Here is a 1189-nt window from a genome sequence, read left to right on the forward strand (position 1 = left end):
AAAAGTCATACCATTCTACTAGATTACCTGATGCACTGGACACGATAGCCCAGATACGTTTTCTTGTATCATGTGGTGCTAAAGTTGGTTCATTCTCCATAAATTTATCCCTTTTATGATCATACCTAACTTGTTTCTTTTAAAATTTATTTACGATTTGATTCATCAAAATGCAATCGTATAATAATGATTTCCTATAAAAGATGTTTGGGAGGAGGATTTTTTTGAATTGTATTTTTATAAATTTTGAAGTTTCTATTTCCTGTAACGTTAAGAATCAACCATAATATTTATATGAAAATCTATCTTGATCTTTTATCGCATGTTTTAAATAACGGCATTGATCGTACAGATCGAACCGGTGTGGGGACACGATCAATTTTTGGGTATCAAATGCGGTTTGATTTGCAAGCTGGCTTTCCTCTGTTAACAACGAAGAAATTGCATTTGCGCTCGATCATTTATGAGCTTTTGTGGTTTTTGAGGGGTGATACAAATATTGCATGGTTGAAGGAACATGGTGTGTCAATTTGGGATGAGTGGGCTGATGAGAAAGGGAACCTTGGTCCTATTTATGGTTATCAGTGGCGCTCTTGGCCTGCTCCCGATGGACGGCAGATTGATCAAATCAGTCATCTTTTGACGATGATTAAAGAAACGCCTGATTCTCGTCGCTTAATTGTATCTGCTTGGAATCCCGCACTGATAGAGGAGATGGCTTTGCCTCCTTGTCATTGTTTTTTTCAATTTTATGTCGCTAATGGGAAGCTATCCTGTCAGCTCTATCAGCGTTCAGCAGATATTTTCTTAGGTGTTCCGTTTAATATTGCTTCCTATGCGTTATTGACGATGATGATTGCCCAAGTAAGCGGACTTAAAGCAGGAGACTTTATTCATACTCTGGGTGACGCTCATCTTTATTCTAACCATTTTGAACAGGCGAGATACCAGTTGTCTCGTATACCAAATGCTTTGCCGTTGATGCTTATAAATTCAGCGGTAACAGATCTTTTTTCTTTTAAATTTGAGGATTTTGAATTGCTTAATTATGAAGCGCAGCCACATATCAAGGCACCGGTAGCAGTATGACTTTTCCAGTTTGTTTAATTGCAGCTGTTGCAGAAAATGGTGTTATAGGTCGTGAAGGTGCGATGCCTTGGCATTTATCCACGGATTTGCAACGCTTTAA

2 protein-coding genes are annotated in these 1189 nt (G+C 38.1%); both read left to right on the forward strand.

Annotated elements, in window-relative coordinates:
* The first annotated feature begins 294 nt into the window (after nt 1-294).
* Nucleotides 295-1089 carry a thymidylate synthase gene (locus ACFIKE_RS10910; protein ID WP_375626089.1) on the forward strand — a complete coding sequence of 265 codons (795 nt, stop codon included), beginning with the start codon at nt 295-297 and terminating at the stop codon, nt 1087-1089.
* Nucleotides 1086-1189, forward strand: a 104-nt coding sequence (locus ACFIKE_RS10915; protein ID WP_375649938.1) for a dihydrofolate reductase, incomplete at its 3' end; no start/stop codon positions are given. The genes ACFIKE_RS10910 and ACFIKE_RS10915, both read left to right, overlap by 4 nt.

The organism is Bartonella sp. MU70NMGDW (assembly GCF_042194085.1).
GTDB lineage: Bacteria > Pseudomonadota > Alphaproteobacteria > Rhizobiales > Rhizobiaceae > Bartonella > Bartonella grahamii.

What these genes read in the sequence shown, in the direction of transcription:
- ACFIKE_RS10910 (WP_375626089.1), top strand. Translation starts at nt 295, where the DNA reads ATGAAAATCTATCTTGATCTTTTATCGCATGTTTTAAATAACGGCATT.